General features: G+C 62.9%; 17 protein-coding genes. 8 read left to right on the forward strand and 9 right to left on the reverse strand.

The window, feature by feature from the left end:
• Nucleotides 1-227: 227 nt before the first annotated feature.
• From J3485_RS11525 to J3485_RS11540, 4 genes are all read left to right on the forward strand, one after another.
• Nucleotides 228-1460, forward strand: a complete 1233-nt coding sequence (locus tag J3485_RS11525; protein ID WP_206952587.1) for an MFS transporter — start codon at nt 228-230, stop codon at nt 1458-1460.
• Between the two features lie 292 nt (nt 1461-1752).
• Nucleotides 1753-2655, forward strand: coding sequence for a TetR/AcrR family transcriptional regulator (locus tag J3485_RS11530; RefSeq protein ID WP_206952588.1), 903 nt, complete (start codon nt 1753-1755; stop codon nt 2653-2655).
• Between the two features lie 42 nt (nt 2656-2697).
• Complete coding sequence (locus J3485_RS11535) at nt 2698-5262, forward strand: acyl-CoA dehydrogenase (protein WP_206952589.1); 2565 nt, start codon at nt 2698-2700, stop codon at nt 5260-5262.
• Nucleotides 5263-5346: 84 nt separating this feature from the next.
• Nucleotides 5347-7215: an AMP-binding protein gene (locus tag J3485_RS11540; RefSeq protein WP_206952590.1), complete on the forward strand. Its 1869-nt coding sequence runs from the start codon at nt 5347-5349 to the stop codon at nt 7213-7215.
• On the opposite strand, the gene J3485_RS11545 is transcribed toward J3485_RS11540, so the two are convergent.
• Together J3485_RS11545 and J3485_RS11550 are read right to left on the reverse strand one after the other, a co-directional pair.
• Nucleotides 7212-7709: a hypothetical protein gene (locus tag J3485_RS11545; protein ID WP_206952591.1), complete on the reverse strand. Its 498-nt coding sequence runs from the start codon at nt 7707-7709 to the stop codon at nt 7212-7214. The two genes, J3485_RS11540 and J3485_RS11545, sit on opposite strands and share 4 nt — an antisense overlap.
• 50 nt (nt 7710-7759) lie before the next feature.
• Entirely contained in the window at nt 7760-9340 is a 1581-nt protein-coding gene (locus J3485_RS11550; protein WP_206952592.1) for an FAD-binding oxidoreductase, read from the reverse strand.
• 352 nt (nt 9341-9692) lie between these two features.
• On the opposite strand from J3485_RS11550, the gene hfq reads away from it, so the two are divergent.
• Complete coding sequence (gene hfq / locus J3485_RS11555; protein WP_206952593.1) at nt 9693-10172, forward strand: RNA chaperone Hfq; 480 nt, start codon at nt 9693-9695, stop codon at nt 10170-10172.
• Nucleotides 10173-10323: 151 nt separating this feature from the next.
• Here hfq and J3485_RS11560 read toward each other — a convergent pair whose 3' ends face one another.
• Entirely contained in the window at nt 10324-11109 is a 786-nt protein-coding gene (locus J3485_RS11560; protein WP_206952594.1) for a DUF2968 domain-containing protein, read from the reverse strand.
• Between the two features lie 338 nt (nt 11110-11447).
• Between J3485_RS11560 and J3485_RS11565 the strand changes: the two genes are divergently transcribed.
• Nucleotides 11448-11957, forward strand: a complete 510-nt coding sequence (locus J3485_RS11565; protein ID WP_206952595.1) for a DUF2147 domain-containing protein — start codon at nt 11448-11450, stop codon at nt 11955-11957.
• A gap of 135 nt (nt 11958-12092) precedes the next feature.
• Here J3485_RS11565 and J3485_RS11570 read toward each other — a convergent pair whose 3' ends face one another.
• The 6 genes from J3485_RS11570 to typA form a co-directional block, all read right to left on the reverse strand.
• The gene (locus J3485_RS11570) at nt 12093-12503 is read right to left on the reverse strand and encodes a transposase (RefSeq protein ID WP_206952596.1); all 411 of its coding nucleotides are present in this window, start codon (nt 12501-12503) and stop codon (nt 12093-12095) included.
• A gap of 99 nt (nt 12504-12602) precedes the next feature.
• Nucleotides 12603-13700, reverse strand: coding sequence for a cell division protein ZapE (gene zapE / locus J3485_RS11575; RefSeq protein WP_206952597.1), 1098 nt, complete (start codon nt 13698-13700; stop codon nt 12603-12605).
• Between the two features lie 94 nt (nt 13701-13794).
• A complete protein-coding gene (gene lpdA / locus J3485_RS11580) occupies nt 13795-15225 on the reverse strand; it encodes a dihydrolipoyl dehydrogenase (protein ID WP_206952598.1) in 1431 nt (476 codons plus the stop codon).
• Between the two features lie 102 nt (nt 15226-15327).
• Nucleotides 15328-16584, reverse strand: coding sequence for a 2-oxoglutarate dehydrogenase complex dihydrolipoyllysine-residue succinyltransferase (gene odhB / locus J3485_RS11585; protein ID WP_206952599.1), 1257 nt, complete (start codon nt 16582-16584; stop codon nt 15328-15330).
• 134 nt (nt 16585-16718) lie between these two features.
• A complete protein-coding gene (locus tag J3485_RS11590; RefSeq protein ID WP_206952600.1) occupies nt 16719-19574 on the reverse strand; it encodes a 2-oxoglutarate dehydrogenase E1 component in 2856 nt (951 codons plus the stop codon).
• Between the two features lie 256 nt (nt 19575-19830).
• On the reverse strand, nt 19831-21657 hold the full coding sequence (gene typA, locus J3485_RS11595) for a translational GTPase TypA (RefSeq protein ID WP_206952601.1): 1827 nt from the start codon (nt 21655-21657) through the stop codon (nt 19831-19833).
• Between the two features lie 331 nt (nt 21658-21988).
• Between typA and J3485_RS11600 the strand changes: the two genes are divergently transcribed.
• Complete coding sequence (locus J3485_RS11600; protein WP_206952602.1) at nt 21989-22468, forward strand: MarR family winged helix-turn-helix transcriptional regulator; 480 nt, start codon at nt 21989-21991, stop codon at nt 22466-22468.
• Nucleotides 22469-22585: 117 nt separating this feature from the next.
• Complete coding sequence (locus J3485_RS11605; protein WP_206952603.1) at nt 22586-24088, forward strand: efflux transporter outer membrane subunit; 1503 nt, start codon at nt 22586-22588, stop codon at nt 24086-24088.
• The last annotated feature ends 12 nt before the right edge of the window (nt 24089-24100 follow it).

Consider the following 24100-nt stretch of genomic DNA (forward strand, 5'->3'; position numbering starts at 1 on the left):
AATTCTTTCAATTAACCAACAACCCACTCAAATGAAACGTGCGCTCACTCCCGCCTCTCGCCTAGGTATTACCCCGTAAACGCCCCCACCCAACCCTGCGTCCACTTAAAGACCGCGTACACTTCAGCTACCCACGGGGTGTCGCTGCGCTGCCTTCCCTCGCAACTCGCACACGAACGGGAAGTCCACGGCGCTCAAGGTCACAAGCCAGAAGGAGAACCAATCAAATGAAGTGGACAAAGGAACAACGGAACGTGACGATCGCCGCCTACCTGGGCTGGACGCTCGACGCATTCGATTTTTTCCTCATGGTGTTCGTACTCAAGGACATCGCAACCGAATTTCATACGAAGATCCCCGCCGTCGCTTTCGGCATCACGATCACGCTGGCCATGCGCCCCATCGGCGCGCTCATCTTCGGCCGTTTCGCCGATAAATTCGGCCGCCGTCCAACGCTGATGGTCAACGTCGCCATCTATTCGCTGCTCGAATTACTGTCCGGCTTCTCGCCGAACCTGGCCACGCTGCTCGTGCTGCGCGCGCTGTTCGGCATCGCCATGGGGGGCGAATGGGGCGTCGGCTCGGCGCTCACCATGGAAACCATTCCGCCGCGCTCGCGCGGAATCGTCTCCGGCCTCCTGCAAGCGGGCTACCCCAGCGGGTATCTGATCGCGTCGATCGTCTTCGGCGTGCTCTATCAATACATCGGCTGGCGCGGCATGTTCTTCGTCGGCGTCGTCCCGGCGCTGCTCGTGCTCTACATCCGCGGCAACGTCCAGGAATCGCCGGCCTGGAAGGCCATGGAGAAGAAGCAACACAATCGCATAGGTTTGCTCCAAACCTTCAAGAAGAATTGGACGCTCGCGCTGTACTCGATCATCCTCATGACGGCGTTCAACTTCTTCTCGCACGGCACGCAAGATCTCTATCCGACGTTCCTGCGCGAACAACATCACTTCGATCCGCATACGGTGTCGCTCATCGCGATCGTGCTGAACATCGGCGCGATCGTCGGCGGCCTGTTCTTCGGTTCGCTCTCTGAAAAGATCGGCCGCCGCCGCGCGATCTGCATCGCGGCATTGATCGCCCTACCCGTGCTGCCCTTGTGGGCCTTCTCGAGCGGCGCCGTTCTGCTCGCGGCCGGCGCGTTCCTGATGCAAATCTCGGTGCAGGGCGCTTGGGGCGTGATCCCCGTTCACCTGAACGAGATCTCGCCCGACGAAGTGCGTGCGACGTTCCCCGGTCTCGTCTATCAACTCGGCAATCTCATCGCGTCGGTCAACGCGACGATGCAAGCATCGGTGGCCGTCGCCAACGGCAACAACTATGCCTTCGCGTTGGCCGTCGTCGCGGGTATCTCCTGCGTGGTCATCGCCGTGTTGATCCTGTTCGGCCCCGAACGGCGCGGCATCGATATGACGCGGTCGGCAGAGCAAGTCGCGTCCTCTTCGACCGTGTGATACCTTCGCTCGCTCAACAAAGAAAGGCGCTCCATGCGCCTTTCTTTTTTCTCCCGTCGCACGCAACCGCTCGAGTTCCGCATAGGATTGGACTAAGTGCTTAAACGCCCAATCCAATCAGTACATGCTGCGATGCAGCGCAATGCAGCCACCACACTCGCTCTAGAGGAGTCCATCGATAAACAACGCTTGCCGCGATTTCTGAGCGTTTTTATCGTGCTAAAAATAACAAACTTCAATCAGAGGCTTGAATCGCTTGTTCGCGGCCGGGCTACCGGCATGGGAGGCGTACATGACAGTTCGAACATCTAGCCGGAGCACCGGCGATACCAAGGCACGCATTCTCGATGCAGCCGAAGACATCTTCATCGAATACGGCTACGAGGCCATGTCGCTGCGGCAAATCACTTCGCGCGCCGACGTCAATCTTGCCGCCGTCAACTATCATTTCGGCAGCAAAGAGGCCCTGATTCATGCCATGCTTTCTCGCCGCCTCGACAAGCTCAATGTCGAGCGTTTGAAGCTGCTCGAGCGTTTCGACGCGCAGCTTGGCAAGCGCTTGACCTGCGAGCACGTGCTCGGCGCCATGTTCATTCCGGCACTGCGGCTTTCGCGCGATCCACGCGCGGGCGGCCCCGCTTTCCTACGGCTGCTCGGCCGCGCTTATACCGACCCGTCCGCCTTTATTCACGATTTCCTCAACGGGCATTACGCCGATGTGGCCGAGCGCTTCTTCACCGCGTTTCAGCGCGCATTGCCGCATCTGCCGCGCGAAGAACTCGGCTGGCGTCTACATTTCGCGATCGGCGCACTCTCGGGTGTGCTCGCGGGTGCCGATACCGACAACCTCATCGCAGAATTCTCCAAGGGGCAAGCGATCAGCGATCTGCATTTGATCGCACGGCTTGCGTCGCTCATGGTTGCGGCGCTCAAAGCACCGCTGCCCGACAGCGCGCAGCTCGCCGCGTTTGCGGCTGTGCTCGGCGATGCCGGCGACAGTTGCGACGCCGCCGCAGGCATCAGCGCATGCGGTCCGCTCGATGCCCCAGCGCACCACGCTAGCGAACACAGCAGCCACGACGTGGCCGATAAGCTCGACGAGCGCGAATCGCCGCCGCATGTGGCCGCTTCCGCGTTGCAAGCGGCCGGCTCGTTGCCCGCGCAACTGCAAGACGGCTCGCGCCCCGCACTCTAACGACGGACGGCGCGCGCCCGCGCGCCTCGGAAAGGAACGATCATGGCATGGCTCGTCGTGGCGCTCGCCGTCGCGGGTGCGATCTTGATCTTCAACGAAGCCGCCGCGCTCTGGTGGCTCGTTACGCTTTGCGTATGGATCGGGCTCGCGTCGCTGACCGATGCGGCCGGCTTCGCCGGTTCGCTCGTGCTCGGTATCGTGCTCATCGTGCCGGCATTGATCGTCACGCTCACGCCGTTGCGTCGCGCGCTCGTCAGCAAACGCGTGTTGACGCTCTTTCGCCGAGCGTTGCCGGACATGTCGCCCACCGAACGCGACGCCATCGAAGCGGGCACCGTCTGGTGGGACGCCGAGCTCTTTACCGGTCGGCCCGATTGGGATGCTTTGCTCGCGCATGGGCCACCCGTGCTGACCGACGAGGAACGCGCGTTCGTCGATAACGAGTGTGCGAAGCTGGCCGACCTCGCGAACGATTGGGAGACGACCGCGCGTTGGCAAGATCTGTCGCCGCAAGCCTGGCAATACATCAAGCAGCAAGGCTTTCTCGGCATGATCATCGACAAGCGCAACGGCGGCAAAGGGTTCAGCGCCTACGCACATTCGCAGGTCGTCATGAAGCTCGCGTCGCGGTGCTCGGCTGCAGCCGTGTCCGTCATGGTGCCCAATTCGCTCGGTCCCGCCGAATTGTTGCTGCATTACGGCACCGACGCGCAAAAGGCGAACTATCTGCCTCGTCTCGCGCACGGCGAAGAAATTCCTTGTTTCGCGTTGACGAGCCCCTATGCCGGTTCGGATGCGGCCGCGCTTCCCGACATCGGCATCGTCTGCAAAGGCAGCTATGAGGGCCGTGAGACGTTGGGCTTTCGCGTGACGTGGGATAAGCGCTATATCACGCTGGGGCCGATCGCCACCGTGCTCGGTCTCGCGTTTCGCGTGCACGATCCCGATCACTTGCTCGGTACCGATGACGAGCCCGGCATCACATGCGCGTTGATCCCGACCTCGCACCCCGGCGTATCGATCGGCCGCCGCCATTGGCCGCTCAATGCCGTCTTTCAGAACGGTCCGAATTCGGGCAAGGACGTCTTCATTCCCATCGATTGGGTCATCGGCGGCCCCGCGCAAGTCGGCAACGGCTGGCGCATGTTGATGGAATGTCTCGCGGCCGGCCGCGCGATTTCGTTACCGTCGGCTGGAGTGGGCACGGCGAAACTCGCCGTGCGCGGCACGAGCGCCTATGCGGCACTACGCCGGCAGTTCAAGACGCCGATCGGCAAGTTCGAAGGCATCCATGAAGCGCTCGGCCGCATGGGCGGCAACCTCTATGTGATCGACGCGATGCGGCGGTTTTGCGCGCAGGCCGTCGATCTCGGTGAGAAGCCCGCCGTGCTCTCGGCCATCGCCAAATATCACGTGACGGAGCGCTCGCGCCGCATCGTCAACGATGCCATGGACGTCGCCGGCGGTAAGGGTATCTGTCTCGGACCTTCGAATTTTCTGGCGCGCGCCTACCAGCAGTTGCCGATTTCGATCACGGTGGAAGGCGCGAACATTCTCACACGCTCGCTCATCATCTTCGGGCAAGGATCGATTCGGTGCCATCCGTATCTGCTCAAGGAAATGACGGCCGCGCGCGATGACGACGATGAGCGCGCGCTGATCGCGTTCGACCATGCCCTCTTTCGTCACGCCGCGTTTCTCGCCTCGAACGTAGTGCGCAGCGTCGTGCACGGTATGACGTGCGGTGCACTGATCAAGAAACCCGGTGGGGCCAGCCCGGTTCTAGCCGGCTATTACCGCGCCGTCACGCGCTATTGCATCGCCTTCGCCTTCGTTGCCGACGTATCGATGCTGCTGCTCGGCGGCGCGCTGAAGCGGCGCGAGCGATTGTCCGCGCGTTTGGGCGACGTGCTCTCGCAGCTCGTGCTGATGTCGGCCACGCTCAAGCGCTTCGAAGACGAAGGGGCGCATGCCGAAGACCTCCCATTCGTGCGCTGGGGCGTCAAGGATGCAATGTTCGCGGCCGAGCAAGCATTCGAAGGGCTCTTCGCGAACTTTCCGAACCGGTTTGCCGCCACGATCATGCGTGCCCTCGCCTTTCCGTTCGGCTTGCGTCGGCGCCCGCCTTCCGATGCGCTCGTCAGCACGATTGCATTGCTGATTCAAACACCGTGCGACGCACGCGCGCGGCTACTCGCCGATTCGCACGTGCCGGCGCAGGCCGAAGCGGACGATCCGATCGCCTGCGGCGAGCGTCTGCTCGAGCTGTGTCAGCACGTGGCCGAGATCGAAGCGAAGCTGCACGACGCGGTGCGCTCGCGGCGCGCCGTGCCGATGCCGCAAAGTCTCGCAGCGCTGCCCGGCTGGGCGCTGATGGCCGAAGAACGGGGCTGGATCGACAACCGCGAACGCGAGTTGCTCGAGCGCTTTGCCCGCGACGGCGCGGTGCTCGTCCGAGTCGATGACTTTCCGGCCGATTTCGACCATTCGGCAGCCTCGCAGGTTCGACCGGACGACGCCGCACCGCAGGCGGCGCGCAGCGACGGCGAAGGATCGGCGGGGGTCTCGACATCCGCCGATCTTTCGATCAACGTTGATCGACATTGAGCGATTCGGTCGACATCGACATCGTTGCATCGTCGATATGACGCATTGATTGCTACGGCGAAGACAACTCAGGGAGAAGACGACATGGATCAACCCATCACCCCACAGGGGGCGCCCGATGCCTTAGGCCCCGTAAGCCCCGCCGGGGACGAACGCCCGGCGCCGCTCGACGCGCCCAATACCGACGGCATTTGGTACGCCTCGTATCCGAACGGCGTACCTCGCGAAATCGACGTCGCGCAGTATCAATCGGTCGTCCATTTCTTCGACGACTGCACGTCGCGCTTCCGCGGCCGGACGGCCTTCGTCAGCGTCGGCTCGGACATGTCGTACGACACGCTCGCGCGCAAAGCGAAGGCGTTCGCGGCCTATCTGCAAAGCGTCGGTATCAAACGCGGCGATCGCGTCGCGATCATGCTACCCAATACGTTTCAATATCCGGTTTCGTTGTTCGGCGTCCTCAAAGCCGGCGCCGTCGTCGTCAACGTCAACCCGCTCTACACGCCGCGCGAACTCGCGCATCAATTGAAAGACAGCGGCGCGACGGCAATCGTCGTATTCGAGAACTTCGCCAAGACGCTCGAAGAGGCGCTACCGGGCACCGCGGTGGAGCACATCGTCGTCACGGCGCTCGGCGACCTGCTCACCGATGGACTCAATGCCAAGGGGCGTCTACTCAACTTCGTCGTCAAGCGCGTACAAAAGATGGTGCCGTCCTATCGGCTGCCCAACGCGGTACGGATGCGCCGGGCCCTTGCGTTGGGTGCGAAGTCGCCCCTCGCACCGACGATCCTCTCGCACGACGAGATCGCCTTTCTGCAGTACACGGGCGGCACGACCGGCGTCGCCAAGGGCGCGATGCTCACGCATCGGAACATCATCGCCAATCTGCTGCAGGCGAAGGCATGGGCCGAGAGCCAATTGGGCGGAGACGTCGAGACAGTGCTCACCCCGTTGCCGCTTTACCACATCCTCTCGCTCACCGTGAGCGCGCTGATTTTCCTCGGCCTGGGCGGGCGCAACATTTTGATCGCCAATCCGCGCGACACGAAGCGCGTCATGCACGTTCTGCGCCATCAAACGTTCACGAGCATTCTTGCGATCAATACGCTCTACAAGGCATTTCTCGGCAATGAGGAATTCTGCAAGCGCGATTTCTCGAACCTGAAGCTCGCGATGGCGGGCGGGATGGCAACCCAGCGCACCGTCGCCGAGCGCTTCAAGGCCGTCACGGGTAAGCCGATCGTCGAAGGATACGGACTCACCGAATGCTCGCCGATCGTCACGTTGACGCCCATCGACTTGCAGCATCTGCGCGAATTCGACGGTTCGGTCGGACTGCCCGCGCCGTCGACGATCGTGCGCTTTCGCAAGGACGACGGCAGTTGGGCCAACGTCGGCGAAGCGGGCGAATTGTGCGTCAAGGGCCCGCAGGTCATGAAGGGCTACTGGATGCGGCCCGACGAGACAGCCACGGTACTCGACGAGCAAGGCTGGCTCGCGACGGGCGATATCGGCATCATGAATTCGGCCGGGTTCGTCAAGCTCATCGATCGGAAGAAGGACATGATTCTCGTGTCGGGCTTCAACGTCTATCCGAGCGAAATCGAGGACGTCATCGCGATGCATCCGAGCGTGCGCGAGGTGGCGGCTATCGGCGTCCCCGACGACGAGCAGGGCGAGCGCGTGAAGGTGTTCATCGTGCCGCGCGAGCCAGGGCTCACGCGCGACGAAATCCTTCAGCATTGCCGTCAGCATCTAACGGGCTACAAGGTGCCGAAGCTGATCGAGTTTCGCGATGAACTGCCGCAAACGAACGTGGGCAAAATCTTGCGCCGGGCGCTGCGCGACGAAGAACTCGCGAAGCTCGGTGCACTGCGCAATGCTGCCGGCACCGCGGCAGCGGCAATGGCAGCAGCCGGCCGCGACGGTAACCGCCCTGCCGCTCACTAGCCCGCATGCCGGTGCGTGCCAGCGCCCCGAGAGACGTTTGCTTCGCGCGCCGGCAAGGCGGCATCGATCGCGAATGCGATCGCCCGTCCCCTCATGAGACGTCCATCAGTGCGCGAGCCGATCGTCATCGAACGAAAGGCGCGGCCATCTGCCATCGAACAGTTTCGGAGAACGAAACAATCCGACGGACGCAGCGCACCCTTTATCGCTCCTGGCCAACCACGCAATTGCTCGTGCCACACGGTGCCGACGTCGTTGCCGACTTCGACGCCCACCTCGATGCGACGCGCACCCACCTCGCCTAGAACGGCCGCCACCTCGCGGCCGTAATCGATGCGGCGACCACGGCCGTAATCACTCCCGTGAAACAGCGTCGAATCGACGAGCAAGAGGGCCGGCGAATCGATTAGGACACCGTAACAATCGAACCACGGCATCGCGCACCCCATCGCGGCAACCCCTAGGCTCACGGTCATGAACGTGCGTCGGTCCATCGTCGATCTCCGTGCCGGACGGCATGTCCTCGAATAGTGTCCTAGCGTCCTCAAATATCGCCGCGCCTGCCGCGCCAGACACGCGGCCAAACACCCGATTTGCCCGGTGCGAGAATGCCGTCGGGATCGAGCGCGTCTTTGATCGTCTCGGACATCCGCAGTAGCACACCGTCGTTGAAGTCGTATTGCGAAGCAGCGAAATCCATCGTCGCCAGATGCGTGCGGTACACACCGTAACCCTCCGAACGCGCATCGCTCATCAAGACGCGCTGCAAATCGGCCGCCGCATCCGTTTGCTTGGGGTCGGTGCGATCGAAGATCGTGGCGACGATGTGATGCAGATGTCGCTCGCCGGCCGTGAAGCCGCCGTAATAATCGAAGCCGTATTCGGCAAGACGCGCCTTCGCGACCGAGTATTGGCGCATTGCATCGCCCCCTTTGAACGGACAGATAGGGGAGAAATCGACGTGTGCCCCAGTCCCGCCGCGCCAGTCGAGCATGCGAAACGCGCTCATTGCGGGAATGCCGGCCATATTGCCTTCGCCGCCCCCCGCCGGCTCGGTATGGGGCCCATAGCGATTCGCTTCGATTCTCGCGCCGGGCAACCGGGCAAACGCGCGCCGGGCAATGGCAAAGCGCGCCTCGACGAGATTGGGTTCGCCATAAATGGCGAAGTGCACGTTCCAGCGCCCGATATCGAGCCGCGCGACGATCTCGTCGACGACGGAGTCGGGCAGCGGCCCCGCGCCGTCGTACCAATCGCTGCGTGCCGATACGCCGGCCGCATGGCGTATCGCGCCTTCGATAACGGCGTGATTACGAATTGTTTCATCGAGCTTGAGCGGCCTGAGCGTTTCGACGGCCGCGTCCAAATCCCCTTCGCGCGGCAGCTTTACGTGCGCAATCAGATAGGCGTCAGGCCGCGGCATCAGCCATAGGCCCATCTTCGTCACGATGCCGAAATTCGATTGCATGAACATCGTGTCGTAGGACGGCCCGAACCCGGCCTTATAGAGCTGCCAGGCGCGCCCGATCTCGATCGCACCCATGCCCGTGCGCACGAGCTCTCCGCTCGCGAGCATGACCTCCATACCGCACTGGTGCGCCGCGTGATCGCCGTAGGCCGTGTAGCCGAACCCGCGCTCGAGCGTGTTGCCGATCACACTGCCCCACCCCGCCGCGGCCGGGTCGATCCATAGATGCGAGTCGCGGCCGCGCAAGTACGAATAAAGGTCGAAATAGGTCACGCCTGGTTCCACGAGTGCGTACGCCAAGGTCTCGTCGACTTCCAAGATCCGATTCATGCGCCGCAAATCGAGCACGACCGAGCCCGTCAAGCGCGGTGCCCCGCCACCGTAGGCGAAGTTCCGGCCCGTCGAAACGGGCCACAGCGGCAGCCGGTAGGCGCGCGCGATCGCCAGCACTTCGCGGATTTCGTCGGCAGATCCGGGCAGTACGACCGCGGAAGCGGCAAAAGCGCGCGCCATCGGCTGAGGCGTGAAAGGATCGGCGTAATCGCTCAAGCGATCAGCCGACGTCTGCACGTTCGGTGCTCCGACGATCGAAGTCAGTTCACGCAACGCCTGCGAAAAGCGGGCATCGGACAAGTTCGGGGGGCGCACGTTCGTCATTCGGTTGCCGTCCGCATGAGGTGAGACCGGCTTCACGGCGCGCGATTGACGCGATGCCGTTCGATTTTTCCTCATTCATGATAGACAGCGCGGCGGGCATCAGGGAAACGTGCCCACCGCATACAACTTTTACGCCGCGAAGCGGACATTCCGGCGCCGGTGGGATATATCGCGCGCCGAGACAATGCAGAACATCGTCGAAAAACGACTTCGCGACGTTTGCGGGCAGTCGATCTCAGCCAAATCGTTACGCGCTTCGCGCACCCGGGGTAAAATCCCGCCAAATCGTGCGCGTAACGAAGTCGCGCAGCCGCCAACCAACCGTGGAGCAGCCCACGCTGCTGTCCTAGCAATGCCGAATCCGTCCGAATCGCATCCGCAGAACGACTTCATGAACGCCGCTCGCAAAGAGCGCAAGCGTGTCGAGATCTATCTCGTTAACGGCATCCGCCTGACGGGCTGCATCGAATCGTTCGATCAATATCTCGTTATGCTGCGCACGCCTGTCGGGCTGCAAGGGATTTACAAGCGCGCCATCTCGACGATCCAGCTCGACACAGGCACGCGCCCTGGCCCGCGCGGCCCGCGCACGGGCGGATATGGCGAGCGGCATGGTTCGCGCGAAGGGTCGGGCCCGCGCGAATCGCGCGAGGGACGTGAGCCGCGCGAACCGCGTGAGCCGCGTGAGAATTACGGCGCGTCTTCGGCGCCCGAGCATCGTTCCTCGTCGGACGGCCCGGTTGTCGTGACGCGCCGGCGCCGCCCGTTCAGCACGCTGCAGAACAGCTCGCCTACCGATACGAGCGGGCCGGAGCATAACGACGACGAGTAAACGCGCGAGCGCCGTTGCTCGCCACACCGGCCGCAACGACGCAATCACGCCTTCTTGGATGCTTGGTCGCACGCGATTCTTGCAGATGCGCAAAGGCACTCGATCGCGAGGCATCGTCGGCGCGGTGCGCGCTTCGGATGCCCCGGCGGCATCAATGTTTGCGACGACGCTGATGCGTATGCGCGTGCGAACCCGGCAAGCCCTGGTCCGTCTCACGCTGCAACAGATGAATCTGTTGCTGCACCGAGTTCAACTGCTCCTGAGCGGCGAGCTTTTGTGTCTGCAACGCCGCGGCTTCCTCGCGCGCCTGCTTCTGGCGGCTTACCGCCAGCGCCTGCTGCTTATGCGCGACGTCTAAATCCGCTTGCAGGCGATCGGCGCGCGCTTGCGCCTTGGCGATCAGCTCGTCCGTATAGACCTTCTGGGCCGCGAGGATCGTACGGTTGATCTCGACGTCCGCCAACTGCGCGCTCCGACGCACGAAATCGCCGTAGACGGCTTCCGCGTAGTCTTCGTTCGTCGTCTTGATCACGCGCCAGAAATTCTTCTGCTGAAAGAGCACGACGTAGTACGTCATGTCCTTCCCATGCAGCAGCAAGCTCGCGCCGTAGGTGCCGTTGTATGCGGTGCGCAACTCCGAGAGTTCGGTGCCGTGCATCAGCCGTTGTAATTCGGCAACATCGCCTTGGCCATCCGTCGCTTCGTCTGCTGCCGGCGCCTGGTCCGGTGCCGTAACCGGCGTCGACAGTTGCGTCGAGGCGGGCGGCACGGCGGCTACGACAGGGGCGGCAGGCGCCGAAGCAACCGTAACCGCCGGTGCAACGTTTGCGGCGCCGTCCGCAGCGGACTGCGCCGTGGCACAACCATTGATACCCAATCCCCCGATTGCGATAAGCGCTGCAAGCGCGGTCCCCCGCATACGCGAATAGTGGCTCATTGTCGTTTCCTGCGATATTAGTTCTACTTTTGAGACAGCTTGACTCAAGCGCGCCATTATCCCTCACTTTCTCGCGTTTCGGGCTCCTCATCGAATATCTGGTACTTCGGTTTTTCGCACAAGATCTCGCGGCGGATTCCGAGATCGTGTGCCGTGTCCCGCCTTGGTCAGGCGTCCGAGGCGAGTGCCCTCGTCACCCACCTGGCCGATTAGAGGTACCACTATTAAGTGAGTGGCGCGTTTCGCGCGTATCCTGCGCCGATCAATAGAAGACGCGACCGACCCGTTTCGCCACCGCGCATTTCGAACGACAGACGATTGACCAACAGGAGGAAAACATGACGCACTTCTCGCATCACGCCAAGACGAAGATATGGAGCGCCGTCAAATGCGCGGCGGTGGCGGGCGCACTGCTGACGGCCGCCGGCACGGCGTTCGCACAAGGCACCGACTCGCCGGTGGGTGTATGGCAGACGATCGACGACAATACGCATCAACCGAAAGCACTCGTGCAGATCGCGCAAAACGACGACGGTACGTTAAGCGGCAAAGTCATCAAGGGGCTCGACCCGCACGACAAGCCGGGCAAGCTGTGCACGGCCTGCACCGACGAGCGCAAGGACAAACCGGTCCTCGGCATGACGATCATCAAAAGCATGAAGCACGATGGCGACAAGTGGGACGGCGGCAACATCCTCGACCCCGAGAACGGCAAGGTCTACAAGTGCAACATGCACCTCGAGGACGGCGGACAGAAACTCATCGTACGCGGCTACATCGGCTTTTCGCTGCTCGGCCGTTCGCAAACGTGGCTTCGGCAGGACGCAGCGGCGCAAGCGAAGAACTAACACGATGCGCTGGGCCGGGAACACCGACCGGACGCGCCAATGCTCAAGCCGACAACGCATCGGTGGCCCGCGCAACGCCGTCGCGCGCGCAGCAGGATCTAGCGGATATGACGTGTGCCAGCCGTGCTGATTTCTCTAAGCTGCGCGACGCAGCGAAGCGAGGTAAGCAAGTTTCGGCACATCGACGGTGACGAATGCCGGCGACGGTGACGCATGCGGCTTGGCCGGACTCCTCGCGCGCACGCGTGCTTTGATTGTCTCGCAAAGCGCGACACCAGCCTCGCCGTACAAGCGCGCGAGCACCTGCTTGAATATGCCTGTCGTGTACCACGCCATGAAGCGCCGATGGCACGTTTGGTAGGCCGGGTAGCGCTTGGGCATCGAGGCCCAAGCGGCGTTGCTGTAGATCACCCAGAGCACGCCGTTGAGCACCGAGCGTGTATCGGTCACGGGGCGGCCGCGAACCCGCCGGAGAGCGCAGAGTTCCGGCAAGAGCGGCACGACCCGCTGCCATTGTTCGTCTGTCATGTCGCTATAAGGGGTCATAGGCGCCTCCTTCTCGATAAAAGGAGAAAGCACGATATGCCCCGAGCCGCGCGATGACTATCGGAATACTCCGAAAATGCATCGCGTGGCGCGACGCCGCTACGTCAACGTGGCGTCGACCATCCTGCGCGGCGTCTCGAGGTATTCCTTCGACTGCATTTCGACGATGCGCGAGACGGTCCGGCTGAACTCGTTCGCCATCGGCCCTTCGACATAGAGCGCCTCGGCGCTGACTGCCGCGGACATCAAGAGCTTGACCTTATGATCGTAGAACACGTCGACGAGCCATGTGAAACGGCGCGCCTCGGACGCCATGCGCGGCGACATTTGCGGCACGTCCGACAGGATCACCGTATGAAAGCGGGTCGCGAGTTCGAGGTAGTCGTTTTGCGAACGCGGGCCGCCGCATAGCGTGGCGAAGTCGAACCAGACGACGCCATCGGCACGCCGCAATGCCTTGATCTCGCGCTTCTCGATGTGGAGGATCGGGCTTTCGTCGGGCACGGCCGCCAATTGGGCGAATGCCGCGCGCAGCGCGCGATCGGCCTGTGCGCCGAGCGGCGTGTGGTAGACGCTGACCTGCGCAAGCGTGCGCTGCCGGTAGTCGATACCGGCATCGACGTTCAGCACGTCGAGTTGCGACTTGATGAGTTCGATCGCCGGCAGCAGGCGATCCCGATGTAGGCCGTCCGGATACAGCGTGTCGGGATCGTAGTTGGACGTCATCACGAACTGCACACCGTTCGTAAAGAGCCGATCGAGCAGGCGATAAAGAATCATCGCGTCGGCGATATCGGAGACGTGAAATTCGTCGAAGCAAATCAGCCGGTAGCGCTTCGCGATACGCCGCGCAAGTTCGTCGAGCGGGTCGGCCTGCCCCTTCAGTTCGTCGAGCACGCGGTGCACTTCACGCATGAATTCGTGGAAATGGATGCGCGTCTTGCGCTGCACCGGCGCGACGGCATAGAAGCTGTCCATCAGGAAGCTCTTGCCGCGCCCCACGCCGCCCCACATATAGACGCCGCGCGGCAACTGCGGATGAAGGATCAGCTTGCGCAACGCCGTCGAGCGGCGCGCCTTGTAGGCGACCCACGCTTCGTAGCATTGCTGCAGGCGGTCGACGGCCATGCGCTGGGCCGCATCGGCCGCATATCCCCGCGTCTCGAGCTCGCGCTCGTAGTATTCGATGACGTTCATCGTGCAAATACAAAAAGACAAAGGCGGGAGGGGTGTACCCCGCCCGCCTTTGCCGTGGCGTCTTGCGCGCCGGCTGAGGCCAGGCGCAAGCGCGTTACTTATTGAGCGAGCGTTTGTCGACGTCGAGCGCCGCTTCGCGCATCACTTCCGACAACGACGGGTGCGGATGGCAGATGCGGCCGATGTCTTCCGACGCAGCCTTGAACTCCATCGCGACGACGGCTTCGGCGATCAAATCCGACGCGTTGGCCGCAATGATGTGCACGCCGAGCAATTCGTCCGTCTTCGCATCGGCGATCATCTTGACGAAGCCATCCGGCTTCGCGATGCCGAGCGCACGGCCGTTGATCGAGAACGGGAACTGCCCTTTCTTGATCTCGCGGCCTTCGGCCTTCAATTGCTGCTCCGTCTTGCCGACCCATGCGATTTCGGGTTCCGTGTAGATGACCCACGGAATGCAGTTGTAGTCGATATGCGGCTTTTGGCCGTCGATGACTTCGGCCACGAGCACGGCTTCGTCTTCGGCCTTATGCGCGAGCATCGGCCCACGCACGACATCGCCGATCGCGTAAACGTTCGGCACGCTCGTGCGGCAGTGGTCGTCGACGTCGATGAAGCCGCGCTCGTTCGCCTTCAGCCCGATCGATTCGAGGCCGAGGTTGTCGGTATTCGGCACGCGGCCGACCGACACGATCAAGCGATCGGCTTCGAGCGTTTGTGCGTTGCCGTCCTTGTCCGTGTAGGCGATCGTCACGCCGCTCTTCGACGTCTTCACTTCACCGATGCTCACGCCGAGGTGAATGTCGAGCCCTTGCTTCTTGAAAAGCTTCGCCGCTTCCTTGGCGAGCGCTTCGTCGGCTGCGCCGAGGAACTGGGGCAACGCTTCGAGCACCGTGACGTCGGCGCCCAGGCGGCGCCATACGGAACCGAGTTCGAGGCCGATCACACCCGCGCCGATGACGGCGAGCTTCTTCGGCGTGACTTCGAACGCGAGCGCGCCTTCGTTGTCGGCGACGATCTTGTTGTCGACCGGCACGTTCGGCAAGTGGCGCGCTTTCGAGCCTGTCGCGATGATGACGTTCTTGGCCGTGACGACTGCGGTTTCGCCTTCGCCGCTGACTTCGATCTGTACGCCGCCGTCGTTCTTGCCGACGAACTTGCCGTGGCCTTTGAGCCAGGTGATCTTGTTCTTCTTGAACAGGTACTCGATGCCGCCCGTCATCTTCTCGACGATGCCGTCCTTGCGCGCCATCATCTTCGTGACGTCCATCTTCACGTCGCCAACGCTGATGCCATGCGCTTCGAGATGGTGCGATGCGTTTTCGAACTCTTCCGACGAGGCGAGCAACGCCTTCGACGGAATGCAGCCGACATTCAAGCAGGTGCCGCCGAGCTTGAGCGCGCCGGCCGGGTTCTTCCATTTTTCGATACAGGCGACGCTCTTGCCGAGCTGTGCGGCACGGATCGCGGCAACGTAGCCGCCCGGGCCCGCGCCGATCACGACGACGTCAAATTCTTGGGACATGACGATCCTTTTACTGGCGCAGCGGCGCGCGATCTAGCACGCGGGCCGCTGCGGTTTCGGTCATTGCGATTGAAACGCCCGCGCGAAACGCGGGCGCGCACATTACAGGTCGAGCAGCAGGCGGGCCGGATCTTCGAGCGCATCCTTCATCGCGACGAGCGAGAGGACGGCTTCGCGACCGTCGATGATCCGGTGATCGTACGAGAGCGCGAGATAGTTCATCGGGCGGATGACGATCTGGCCGTTCTCGACGACGGCGCGTTCCTTCGTCGCGTGCACGCCGAGGATGGCCGATTGCGGGGGGTTGATGATCGGCGTCGACAGCATCGAGCCGAACACGCCGCCGTTCGAAATCGAGAACGTACCACCCGTCATTTCCTCGATCGACAGCTTGCCGTCCTTCGCCTTTTGGCCGAACTCGGCGATCTTCTTCTCGATGTCGGCGAGCGACAATTGATCGGCGTTGCGCAGGATCGGCACCACGAGGCCGCGCGGCGACCCGACGGCGATACCGATGTCGAAGTAGCCGTGGTAGACGATGTCGTTACCGTCGATCGATGCGTTCACGAGCGGGAATTTCTTCAGCGCGTGCACGGCGGCCTTGACGAAGAACGACATGAAGCCGAGCTTGACGCCGTGCTCCTTCTCGAACTTGTCCTTGTACTTGTTGCGCAGGTCCATGACGGGCGCCATGTTCACTTCGTTGAACGTCGTGAGGATGGCGTTCGTTTGCTGCGATTCGAGCAGACGCTCGGCAATACGAGCGCGCAGACGCGACATCGGCACGCGCTGCTCCGGGCGGTTTTGCAGCCATGCGTCCGCCGATGCGGGTGCCTTGACGTCCGGCAGCGACGGCCTGGCCGGCTTCGCGGCGGGCGCGGCAACCGGAGCGCGCGCAGCGGGCGCGCCGGCGGAGAGCACGTCGCCCTTCGTGATGCGGCCATCGCGACCCGTGCCTTGCACTTGATCGGCAGCGAGGTTCTTCTCGGCCATCAGCTTGCCGGCGGCGGGCGAGGCCACGCCTGCGGCAGCGGTGCTTGCCGCGGCGGGCACTGCAGCCGCAGCAGGCGCTGCGGCGGGAGCGGCAGCGGCCGCCGGGGCGGCGGCGCCTGCCTTGCCTTCCGTGTCGATCTTCGCGAGCAGTTGCTCGGACGCAACCACGTCGCCGTCGTTGACGAGAAGTTCGGCCAGCACGCCCGAATCCGGTGCCGGCACTTCGAGCACCACCTTATCCGTCTCGATCTCGACGAGGGTTTCGTCGCGCGTCACCGCTTCACCGGGCTTCTTCTTCCACTGAAGCATCGTGCCTTCCGAAACCGACTCCGAAAACTGCGGAACCTTGACCTCAACAATAGCCATTTGATCTTTCCTGAACTCTTTTATCTGGTGTGGGAGGCGAACCAGGCCTCGTCGCGTCGCGATGCGCGCTCATTGCGCGCTTGAGACGACGCGGGAAAGCGCACTTACGCTTTCCCGGTTCGCCCTCAATCTAGTTATTTAGCGATCTGCGCGCTCTTGAGCCGGCCGAATGCGCCTTCGATCAGCGCCTTCTGTTGCTCGTAGTGCTTCGCGTAGTAGCCGACCGCGGGCGAGGCCGAAGCCGGACGTCCGCTGTATGCCAGCTTCTGCCCTTCCTTCATGCCTTCCTTCAAATGGTGCTCGATGTAGAACCACGGCCCTTGGTTTTGCGGCTCGTCCTGCACCCACACCACTTCCGTCGCGTTGTCGTACTTCTTCATCTCCGCTTCGAACTGCTTGTGCGCGAACGGATAGAGCTGCTCGATACGGACGATCGCGACGTCGTTCACCTTCGCTTCGCGGCGGTGTGCGACGAGGTCGTAGTACACCCGGCCCGAGCAGGCGACCACACGCTTGACCTTCTTCGCATCGATCGCGCCGTCCACTTCGCCGAGCACCGGCTGGAACGAGCCGTTCGCGAGTTCAGACAGATCCGACACCGCTTCCTTGTGGCGCAGCAGCGACTTCGGCGTAGCGACGATGAGCGGCTTGCGGAACAAGCGGATCATCTGGCGACGCAGCAAGTGGAAGATCTGCGCGGGCGTCGTGGGCTGCACGACTTGCATGTTGTGCTCCGCGCACAGTTGCAAGTAGCGCTCGATACGCGCCGACGAGTGCTCGGGGCCTTGACCCTCGTAACCGTGCGGCAGCAGCATCGTCAGACCGGAAACGCGGCCCCACTTCACTTCGCCCGACGAGATGAACTGATCGATCACGACTTGCGCGCCGTTCGCGAAATCGCCGAACTGCGCTTCCCAGGCGACGAGCGTATTGGGCTCGGCCGTCGAGTAGCCGTATTCGAAGCCGAGCACGGCTTCTTCGGACAGCACCGAATCGATGACCGTGAACTTGGCTTGGCCATCAGCGACGTTTTGCAACGGGATATACGTGCCGTCGTTCCAGCGTTCACGGTTTTGATCGTGCAACACCGCGTGCCGGTGCGTGAACGTACCGCGGCCCGAATCCTGGCCCGTCAGACGCACGGCGTAACCCGAGGCGACGAGCGACGCGTAGGCCAGATGCTCGCCCATCCCCCAATCGAGCGGGGCTTCGCCGCGGCCCATCGCACGGCGGTCGTTGACGACGCGCTCGACGAGCGGGTGCACCTTGAAGTTCGCCGGAACCGTCGTGAGGCGCTCGGACAGACGCTTGAGTTCGGCGAGCGGCACGGCCGTGTCGGCCGCGTCGGTCCACTTGCGGTTCAGGAACGGCACCCAATCGACGGCATACTTGCTCTTGTAGTTCGAGAGCACGGGATCGATCGTATGGTGGCCTTCGTCCATGGCCTGGCGGAACGCCTTGACGTAATTTTCCCCGTCTTCCGCCGTGATGATGCTCTGCTGCACAAGCTTTTCCGCGTAGAGCGCGCGGGTACCCGGGTGCTGCGCGATCTTCTTGTACATCAGCGGTTGCGTGACGGCCGGCGTGTCCTGCTCGTTGTGGCCGAGCTTACGGAAGCAGACGATGTCGAGCACGACGTCTTGATGGAACTGCATCCGGTAGTCGATCGCGATTTGCGTGGCGAGCACGACGGCTTCGGGGTCGTCGCCGTTCACGTGCAGCACGGGCGCTTCGATCATCTTGACGACGTCCGAGCAGTAGAGCGTCGAGCGTGCATCGCGCGGATCGGACGTGGTGAAGCCGATCTGATTGTTGATGACGATGTGCAGCGTGCCGTGCGTGCCGTAACCGCGCGTTTGCGCGAGGTTCAGCGTTTCCATCACGACGCCCTGGCCGGCGAATGCGGCATCGCCGTGAATCTGCACGGGCAGCACTTGCAAGCCCGAGTCGTCGCCGCGGCGATCCATCCGCGCCTTCGCCGAACCCTCGACGACGGGATTCACGATTTCGAGGTGCGACGGGTTGAACGCGAGCGACAGATGCACCGGACCGCCTTCGGTCGCGACGTCCGACGAGAAGCCCTTGTGGTACTTGACGTCGCCGGCCGGCAGGTCGTCGACGTGCTTGCCTTCGAATTCGGCGAACAGGTCCGACGGCATCTTGCCGAGCGTATTGACGAGCACGTTCAGGCGACCGCGGTGGGCCATGCCGATCACGATTTCCTGCACGCCTTGGGCGCCCGCGTGGCGAACGACTTCGTCCATCGAGGCGATGAAGCTTTCACCGCCTTCGAGCGAGAAGCGCTTCTGACCGACGTATTTCGTGTGCAGATAGCGTTCGAGCCCTTCCCCGGCCGTCAGGCGATTGAGGATGTGCTTCTTCTTGTCGGCCGAGAAGCTCGGCGTGGCGCGGATCGACTCGAGCCGCTCCTGCCACCAGCGCTTTTGCTCGGGATCGCTGATATACATGAACTCGGCGCCGATCGTGCCGCAATACGTGTCGCGCAGCCCCTTGACGATGTCGCGCAGCGACGCTTGTTCGAACCCGAAATAAAGGTTGCTCGCGCTGAACGTCTGGTCCATGTCGGCTTCGGTGAAGTCGTAGAACGCAGGTTCGAGCTCGGGAATGGCGGGACGCTCACGGCGCTTGAGCGGATCCAGATTCGCCCATTGCGAGCCGAGGAACCGGTAAGCGCTGATCAGAGACTGAACGTGGACTTGCTTTCGCGCGGTGGCAAGATTTTCGCCGGCTTCGCGCGGAACGAAGGCATTGGCCTTCGCGCGTTGGGCGAACGATTCGACGATGGGGCCGTGGGCCACGTCGCTCGCCGCGCTGCCGTCCGAGGCAGGCACGTTTTGCAACGCATCGAAGTATTCGCGCCAGTTATCGGGGACCGACGCCGGATTATCTAGGTATTGCTCGTACATTTCTTCAACGTACGGAGCATTGCCGCCGAACAAATACGAGTTCAGCTGGAATTGCTTCATCATGTTTACGCTCACCTTTCTTCGAGCTTCTCGAGAAATAGCGGGTTACTCAACCTTCCGCGACACGGCCTGACCGTTTAGCGGATTGCGCGAATCAAGTCTTGCTTGGAAGGACCTAAAACTAGCTTCGCGGAGCATATCACAGAACGAATAGTCTAGATCGCTGCAAGCCCGTCCATCAACGAAAAAGCCGCCCTGAAAGGCGGCTTGTCGGATGCTTGGACGCCATGCGGCGCGTCGGGCGATCGCTTCGCGCGATTTAATCGAGCGAAGCCTCACGGCTTGCGCGACGGCGCTCGTGTTCCTTCAGATGGCGCTTGCGCAGACGAATCGAGTGCGGCGTGACTTCGACGAGTTCGTCGTCGTCGATGAATTCGACCGCGTATTCGAGCGACATTTGAATCGCCGGCACGAGGCGGACGGCTTCATCGGTGCCCGACGCGCGAACGTTCGTCAACTGCTTACCCTTGATCGGATTTACCACGAGATCGTTGTCGCGGCTGTGAATGCCGATGATCATCCCTTCGTAGAGCGCATCGCCGGGCTTCACGAACATGCGGCCGCGATCCTGCAGCTTCCATAGCGCGTAAGCGACGGCCGCGCCGTCGTCTTGCGAGATCAACACGCCGTTGCGGCGCTCGCCGAGCGTCCCTTCCTTCACGGGCGAATACTCGTCGAACACGTGGCTCATCAAGCCCGTGCCGCGCGTGAGCGTCATGAATTCGCCCTGGAAGCCGATCAGCCCGCGCGCCGGAATCTTGTACTCGAGGCGCGTGCGACCGCGGCCGTCCGACGCCATGTCGAGCAGCTCGCCCTTGCGGCGGCCCAGCTCTTCCATGACGCCGCCTTGGTGGCCGTCTTCGACGTCGACCGTCAACTGCTCGTACGGCTCGTGCTTGACGCCGTCGATTTCGTGCAGCACGACGCGCGGACGCGACACCGCCAGCTCGTAGCCTTCGCGGCGCATGTTCTCGATTAGGATCGTCAAGTGCAACTCGCCCCGGCCCGACACTTCGAACACTGTTTCGTCGCCGGTGTCGCGCACGCGCAACGCCACGTTGTGATTCAGTTCACGCATCAGACGATCGCGGATCTGACGGCTCGTCACGAACTTGCCTTCCTTGCCCGCGAGCGGCGACGAGTTCACGAGGAAGTTCATCGTCAGCGTCGGCTCGTCGACGGTGATCATCGGCAGCGCCTCGGGCGCGTCCTGCGCGCAGATCGTCGCGCCGATGCCGATGTCTTCGATGCCGTTGATGAGAACGATGTCGCCGGCTTGCGCTTCGTCGACCTGCACCCGGTCGAGCCCTTCGAACGAGAGCACTTGATTGATCTTGCGATTGAAGACTTCACCCTCGGGCCCGAAACGCAGCGCGACCGCCTGGCCGGGCTTGATGCGGCCGCGAGCGACGCGCCCCACCCCGATGCGTCCGACGTATGTCGAGTAATCGAGCGAGGTGATCTGCAATTGGAGCGGGCCGTCCGGGTCGGCGGCGCGCACGGGCACGTGCGCGAGAATCGCCTCGAACAGCGGGCGCATGTCGCCCTCGCGTGCGCTCGCATCGAGCGACGCGTAGCCGTTCAGCCCCGACGCGTAGACGATCGGGAAATCGAGCTGTTCTTCGGTCGCGCCGAGCTTGTCGAACAAGTCGAACGTCTGGTTGATGACCCAGTCGATGCGCGCGCCCGGACGATCGATCTTGTTGACGACGACGATCGGCTTCAGGCCGAGCGCGAGCGCCTTTTTCGTCACGAAGCGCGTTTGCGGCATCGGGCCTTCGACGGCATCGACGAGCAGCAGCACCGAGTCGACCATCGACAGCACGCGCTCGACCTCGCCGCCGAAGTCGGCGTGGCCCGGCGTATCGACGATGTTGACGTGCGTGCCTTCGTATTCGACGGCGCAGTTCTTCGCCAAAATCGTGATGCCGCGCTCTTTTTCGATGTCGTTCGAATCCATCACGCGTTCCGCGATCTGCTGATTTTCTCGGAACGTGCCCGACTGACGAAGCAGTTGGTCGACGAGCGTGGTCTTGCCGTGGTCGACGTGGGCAATGATGGCAATGTTGCGGATAGCGCGAGTCATAGAAATAAGGGGCGGTTGCGTGCGCGAAACAGAATGCGACGAAGCCAAAAACGGGTGCGCGCACTTTCTGGGTAACTGAAGATTCTAGCACGCGGGCGTGACGCTCGCCTGCCGCCGCATGACATATGCCTCCCTCTTTGGCATGCCGTCGCGGCTCGCCGCCTCATCGCAAGCAAGGTTGCTCGGAAAGGCTCATAATAGGCGACTCGCTTTAAGGAATTGCTTAAATACTACGGCTACTTGCTTGCCGCAAATAGCCGATGGTTGCCGGACAGTGGCTTTGCGCCTACAATCATGCCTAGTCAACTATTGCAATCGCACGGAAATCGCCATGACCAAATCGCCTTCGCCGCTGCCGCCTGAGGTATGCAGCTACCAGTTGGACGAAAGCGTCGGCTATCTGATCGCTCGAGTGAAGTCGAGCCTGTCGAACCAGGTGACGCAACGCACGCTCAACGAGCTGGGCATCACGAGCACGCAAGCGAGCATGTTGTTCATGATCGCGAGCGGGCGGTGCTCGCTGGCCGCAGAGCTCGCGCGCGACTACGGAATTGACGCAAGCGCGGTGACTCGGCTGATCGATCGGCTAGAAAAGCGTAATCTGCTGTCGCGCGTGCGCAGTTCCGAGGATCGCCGCGCCGTTCATCTGGCCGTGACCGACGAAGGCAGCAAGCTCGCCGCGCGGATGCCCGATATCTTCGGCGGCGTCGTCGACAAGGCGCTCGCGGGCTTCACGCCGGAGGAAGTCGGGTTCTTGAAAAGCATGCTTCGGCGGATTCTCGCCAATACCGGAGACCCCGCCGCGGATTGACGGCACCGGGGCGTTTTCGTCGGCGCAAGTTGGCTGACACGGCAACGAGTTTCGAACTTCATTCGTCAAAAATAAGTTGCAAAGTCCATGATTACACTCACATCGAAAGGCCGCGCGATGACCTTCTCCTCCGCATCGGCTAGCGCTCACGCTTGTCGCAGCGCGATCGCAATCGCCGTTGCCGCGCTCGTGATGGCTGGATGCGCCAACTACGCCGGCATCAAGAGCGACAAGCAGCTCGCGTCGGCCACCGCGCTCGAGGCGACGCGCAGCCTCCCGAACGAAGGCGGCACGTGGCCGTCGCTCGACTGGGCGAGCGAGTTCGGCGACCCGCAACTGCCCAAGCTCATCGACGAAGCGCTCCAAGGCAATCCCTCGATCGCCCAAGCGCAGGCGCGTATCGCCAAGGCGCAGTCGTACATTGAAAGTGCGCACTCGGATCTGCTGCCCAAGGTCAACGGCAGCTACGCCATCACGCGCGAGCGCTTCTCCGCCAACGGCCTCTACCCGGCGCCCTTTGGCGGGGGCTGGTTTACCGAGCACAACGTGCTTGCGAGCGCGTCTTGGGACCTCGACCTCTGGGGCAAGAACCGCGCGCGCTTGAACGCGTCGGTTTCGCAGGAGAAGGCGGCCGAGGCCGACATGCAGGAAGCGCGCATGTCGCTCGCTTCGTCGGTCGCGCGCACCTATAACCAACTCGCGCAGCTCTACGCCCTGCGCGACATCGCGGCGCGCGAGATCCACAATCGCCAGGAAGTCGGCACGATCACGAATGGGCGCGTCGCGGCGGGGCTCGACACGAACGTCGAAAAGGAAACGGCGCGCGGCAACATCGCTACGAGCCAGGCGACCGTGTCCGACCTCGACGGGCAGATCAAATCGGTCCGCTTTCAGTTGGCCGCGCTGCTCGGCAAAGGCCCCGATCGCGGGCTCGCCATCGCCGATCCCGTGCTCGCACCCGGCGGCGCCGTTACGCTGCCGTCCAACTTGCCGGCCGATCTCGTCTCGCGCCGCGCCGACATCGTCGCGGCGCGCTGGCAGGTTCAGGCCGCGCTCGCGAACGTGAAGGAGGCGAAAGCCGAGTTCTTCCCCGACATCAATCTCGCAGCCGGGATCGGCTTCGACGCGTTCGGGTGGGGCCGCTTCTTGACGGCGGCGAGCCGCCAGCTCCAAGCCGGCCCGGCCATTCATCTGCCGATCTTCGACGCCGGCGCGCTGCGCGCTCAGCTCAAGGGCCGCTATGCCGATTTCGACCTCGACGTGGCGAACTACAACCAGACGCTGATCAACGCGATGTCCGACGTCGCGACGCAAGTGGCTTCGATCCGCGCCATCGACAACGAAATGAGCGACGCCCAGCGCGCGCTCGACGCGTCGAGCGAGGCCTACCGCCTCGCGGTCATTCGCTACAAAGCGGGGCTGTCGCCGCAACTGCAGGTCCTGACGGCCGACAACGACCGCCTTGCAGCCGAGCAGACGGTGACGAACCTGAAGATGAAGCGCCGCGATCTGCAGTTCGCGCTGATCCAGGCGCTCGGCGGCGGCTTCGATGCGCGGGCCGCGGGCCTGGCCGAGCCGGCGTCGGGCGGCGCGGCCGCTGCGGCGCCGTCGGCAAGCTGAGCGACAGTACGC

Source organism: Trinickia acidisoli (assembly GCF_017315725.1).
Taxonomy (GTDB): Bacteria; Pseudomonadota; Gammaproteobacteria; order Burkholderiales; family Burkholderiaceae; genus Trinickia; species Trinickia acidisoli.